This window comes from Spirillospora sp. NPDC049652 (assembly GCF_040675125.1).
Taxonomy (GTDB): Bacteria; Actinomycetota; Actinomycetes; order Streptosporangiales; family Streptosporangiaceae; genus Spirillospora.
The window spans coordinates 1-4397 of record NZ_JBFAOF010000619.1 but is presented as its reverse complement, the minus strand read 5'-3'; the positions used below and the strand labels follow the sequence as shown (position 1 = coordinate 4397).

Annotated in this window: 5 protein-coding genes; all 5 read left to right on the top strand. The window is 74.1% G+C overall.

The genetic code is table 11. The annotated features are described in order from the left end of the window. The first annotated feature begins 150 nt into the window (after positions 1-150). Positions 151-936, top strand: coding sequence for a ribonuclease III (gene rnc / locus AB0J52_RS29225; RefSeq protein ID WP_500185750.1), 786 nt, complete (start codon positions 151-153; stop codon positions 934-936). After that, positions 929-1825 (top strand): bifunctional DNA-formamidopyrimidine glycosylase/DNA-(apurinic or apyrimidinic site) lyase, encoded by an 897-nt coding sequence (gene mutM / locus AB0J52_RS29220; protein WP_500185746.1) that lies wholly within the window; start codon positions 929-931, stop codon positions 1823-1825. The genes rnc and mutM overlap by 8 nt, the downstream gene beginning before the upstream one ends. Positions 1826-1933: 108 nt before the next feature. Further along, on the top strand, positions 1934-2242 hold the full coding sequence (locus AB0J52_RS29215; RefSeq protein WP_500185744.1) for an acylphosphatase: 309 nt from the start codon (positions 1934-1936) through the stop codon (positions 2240-2242). 178 nt (positions 2243-2420) lie between these two features. After that, entirely contained in the window at positions 2421-2618 is a 198-nt protein-coding gene (locus AB0J52_RS29210; protein ID WP_117361021.1) for a hypothetical protein, read from the top strand. Between the two features lie 656 nt (positions 2619-3274). After that, positions 3275-4397, top strand: a 1123-nt coding sequence (locus tag AB0J52_RS29205; protein WP_500185741.1) for a chromosome segregation SMC family protein, incomplete at its 3' end; no start/stop codon positions are given.

The following is a 4397-nucleotide window of genomic DNA, read 5'->3' as shown; positions in this document are numbered from 1 at the left end:
CACGCCGGGAACATTCCCACCGGCGCGCACCTCGCTTTCGCGGACGGACCTCCGCCGCCTCCCCGCCGCCGCGCGCGCCGTCCACGGGCAGCCCCGCGAGGCTGCCACGCCAGGCGAGGAGGGCCTGTGAGCGGCAAGAAGGACCGTCCCATCCCGGATCGCGCCGAGCTGACCTCGGCGCTGCAGGTCGAGGTCACGCCCGACCTGCTGGAGCGGGCGCTGACGCACCGCTCCTACGCCTACGAGAACGGCGGCCTGCCGACCAACGAGCGGCTGGAGTTCCTCGGCGACTCGGTGCTCGGCCTGGTCGTCACCGACACCCTCTTCCGCGGCCACCCGGACCTGCCCGAGGGGCAGCTCGCCAAGCTCCGCGCCGCCGTGGTCAACATGCGCGCCCTCGCGGGCGTCGCGCGCGAGCTGGGCGTCGGCCCGCACATCCGGCTCGGGCGCGGCGAGGAGGGCACCGGCGGCCGGGACAAGTCGTCCATCCTCGCCGACACGCTGGAGGCGCTGATCGGCGCCGTCTACCTCGACCGCGGTCTGGACGAGGCGTCCGCGCTGGTGCACCGGCTGTTCGACGCGCTGATCACCCGCTCGGCGGGCCTCGGCGCGGGCCTGGACTGGAAGACCTCGCTTCAGGAGCTCACCGCCGTGGAGGAGCTGGGCGTCCCCGAGTACCACGTCGCCGAGTCCGGCCCCGACCACCAGAAGACGTTCCGCGCCTCGGTGCGGGTCGGCGGCACGGCCTACGGGTCCGGCGAGGGCCGCTCCAAGAAGGAGGCCGAGCAGCACGCCGCCGAGGCCGCCTGGCACGCCATCCGCGAGACCGTCGTCCAGGGCGCCGGCGAGGCCGGCGATGAGGCCGGCGGCGAGGCGGGCAAGAGCCGGGACGGCGAGGGGAAGGGCGGCGCGACCGCCGCTGTCGCCGGTGCCTGAGCTCCCCGAGGTCGAGGTCGTCCGGCGCGGGCTGGACCGCTGGGTCACCGGGCGGACGGTCGCGTCCGCCGAGGTCCTGCACCCCCGCGCCGTCCGGCGGCACCAGGAGGGTCCGGCCGACTTCGCCGGCCGCCTGGCCGGACGCGTGGTCGCCGAGCCGAGGCGGCGCGGCAAGTACCTGTGGCTGCCCCTGAAGGCGGATGCCGACGGCGCGAAGGACGAGCCGGCCGAGGCGCTGCTCGCCCATCTGGGCATGAGCGGGCAGCTCCTGGTGGGGGAGCCGGAGCGGGAGCGCCACAAGCACCTGCGCGTCCGCCTGACGTTCACCGACGGCGGTCAGGACCTGCGCTTCGTCGACCAGCGCACCTTCGGGCACCTGCTGGTCGCCGACCTGGTGCCGTCCAGGGCGGGGGACCCGGTGCCCGCGCCGGTCGCGCACATCGCGCCCGACCCGCTGGAGGACGCCTTCGACGAGGAGGCGTTCTTCGCCGCGCTGCGCCGGCGCCGCACCGGGATCAAGCGGGCGCTGCTCGACCAGTCCCTGATCAGCGGCGTCGGCAACATCTACGCCGACGAGGCGCTGTGGCGTTCGCGACTGCACTGGGCGCGTCCCACCGAGACGATGACCCGCGCGGAGTCCGCCCGCGTGCTGGCGGCCGCGCGCGAGGTGATGAGCGAGGCGCTCGCGGTCGGCGGGACGTCGTTCGACGCCCTGTACGTCGACGTCAACGGGGACAGCGGCTACTTCGAGCGGTCCCTGGACGCCTACGGCCGCCGGGACGAGCCGTGCCGCCGCTGCGGGACGCCCATCCGCCGCGACGAGTTCATGAACCGCTCGTCCTTCAGCTGCCCCAAGTGCCAGCCGCGTCCCCGCCGGGCACGCTACTGAGCAGCCGGAACGCCGCCGGACGGGCCGGGAGCGGGCTGGCGTGCCCGCGCCGACCCGCCCGGGCCGGGCACCAGCGGGCCGGGACACGAGAACGGGGGAGGACCGAAGATGTCGGACGAACCGGACGTACGGTTGACCGCCTGGGTGCGGGGCCACGTGCAGGGGGTCGGGTTCCGCTGGTGGGTGCGCGCCCGCGCGCTGGAGCTGGGACTCGTGGGCAGCGCGTCCAACCTCCGCGACGGCCGCGTCGAGGTGAACGCCGAGGGGCCGCGTACCGCGTGTGACCGTTTGCTGGGGATGCTGCGCCCCGACGCCACGCCCGAAACCGGGATTCCCGCACGTCCGGGACGGGTCACCGGCGTGGTGGAGCGGTGGGGGGAGCCGCGCGGCGGGGCCTCCGGTTTCCAGGAACGCTGACCGGGTAGGGAATTCCGGTTTGATCCTGCTAAACTAAGGACGACATGTTGTTACCGGCCTGTGATGTCCATCTTGACCAGGACTCGCGCCGGTGCGACTCTAGTTGATACGCGCACCGAGTCCAGTTGCTTCCCGTGCGCGATTCCTGCTGGTTACTCAGCGTGGAGGACCCTTAGTCATGGCGAAGGCTCTACTCGGCCACGTCGGCGGTCCCGACCCCCGGATGGTCGCGGAGATGCGGCGCCTGCAGCAGCGCGTACGAGACCTGGAGGCCGAGCTCGTCCGGCTCCAGGAGGAGAACGACGCGCTCGCGACGGCCGCCGAGGGCGACATGGTATCGCTCGCAGTGAAGGACCGTGAACCGGCGCTGACCTGATCGGCGCCGCTTTTCACGTCGGCGGAATCAGGGACGCCCCACCGACCCGTGGCGTCCCTTGTTCATTGCCCGTCATGCGGCAGTCCCCGGCCGGGCCGCCCGCCCCCTCGCGGGGCGGGTCATCCGTTCTCTGACGGTCGGCCCGGTTGGTGACGGTCGCGGCAGCTCCAAGGCACGTCCGGTCGCCGGACGTGCCTTCGGGCTGCCCGGGAGTTCACCGTGCCCGCCGTGCCCGTCGCGTGTCCGCCGTGCCCGTCGCGTGCCCGGCGTCAGCCGTGGTGCGCGCCTGAGGCGCGCCTCCGGCGCGTTCATCGTGTTCAGGACGTTCGCCGTGTGCGGCGTGTTCCATGCCGTGGGCCGTGTTCCACGCCTTGCGGTGTGTTCCGTGCCGATCCGGTGCATCCGGCGGAGAACGGTCGCGCGCGGATGCGGGGCCCCGGCGTCCTCTGCCGGTAGGGTTCGACAGGCTCGCGGGCGTCCGCCCGGCGGGCCACGGGGGTGAGCGATCCCGCCCGGAGCCGCCGTGCCGACGCGCGGTGGCGAACCGCGCGCCGGCGATCCCCGGGTGGGCGCGTGCGGCGGCCGCCCGGGCGACGGCCGGGCGCGCGCACCGGCGCCGCTCCCCGACCGCGAACCCGGAGGAGGACGGCGAGCGCGTGTACCTGAAGACACTGACCCTGCGCGGCTTCAAGTCCTTCGCGTCCTCGACCACCCTGAAGTTCGAGCCGGGGATCACCGCCGTGGTCGGCCCGAACGGGTCCGGCAAGTCCAACGTCGTGGACGCTCTCGCCTGGGTCATGGGCGAGCAGGGGGCCAAGTCGCTGCGCGGCGGCAAGATGGAGGACGTGATCTTCGCGGGCACCGCGAACCGTCCGCCGCTGGGTCGCGCCGAGGTCGTGCTGACCATCGACAACTCCGACGGCGCGCTGCCGATCGACTACACCGAGGTCACGATCAGCCGGCTGATGTTCCGGTCCGGCCAGTCGGAGTACGCGATCAACGGCGACTCCTGCCGGCTGCTGGACATCCAGGAGCTGCTGTCGGACTCCGGCATCGGCCGCGAGATGCACGTGATCATCGGGCAGGGCCAGCTGGACCGGGTGCTGCACGCCGGGGCCGAGGGCCGCCGCGCGGTGATCGAGGAGGCGGCGGGCGTCCTGAAGCACCGCAAGCGCAAGGAGAAGGCGCTGCGGAAGCTGGACGCGATGCAGGCCAACCTCACCCGCGTGCAGGACCTGGTCGGCGAGCTGCGCCGCCAGCTCAAGCCGCTCGGCCGGCAGGCCGAGATCGCCCGCCGCGCCGCCGTCATCCAGGCCGACCTGCGCGACGCCCGGCTGCGGCTGCTGGCCGACGACCTGGTGACGCTGCGGACGCGGCTGGAGCGCGAGGCCGCCGACGAGGCGCAGATCCGCGAGCGGCGCGTCGAGACCGAGCGCGCCCTCGCCGAGGCGCAGGAGCGCGAGGGCGTGCTGGAGGCCGAGGAGGCCGAGCAGGCCCCGCGGCTGGCGCTCGTCCAGGACACCTGGTTCCAGCTGTCGTCGCTGAAGGAGCGGCTGCGCGGTGTCGCCGACCTGGCCGCCGAGCGGCACCGGAACGCGGCGGAGGCGCGGGACGAGGAGCGGCGCGGCCGCGACCCCGAGGACATGGAGCGCGAGGCCGCCGCGATCCGCGAGCAGGAGGAGATGCTCCGCGCGGTCCTGGAGGAGGCGCAGGACGGCCTGGCCGACGCCGTGCAGGAGCGGTCGGCCTCCGAGGACGCCCTGAACGCCGAGGACCGCC

Excerpts from the sequence above, each read along its gene's own strand:
- AB0J52_RS29215 (WP_500185744.1), top strand. The coding sequence starts at position 1,934 with ATGTCGGACGAACCGGACGTACGGTTGACCGCCTGGGTGCGGGGCCAC.
- AB0J52_RS29210 (WP_117361021.1), top strand. The coding sequence starts at position 2,421 with ATGGCGAAGGCTCTACTCGGCCACGTCGGCGGTCCCGACCCCCGGATG.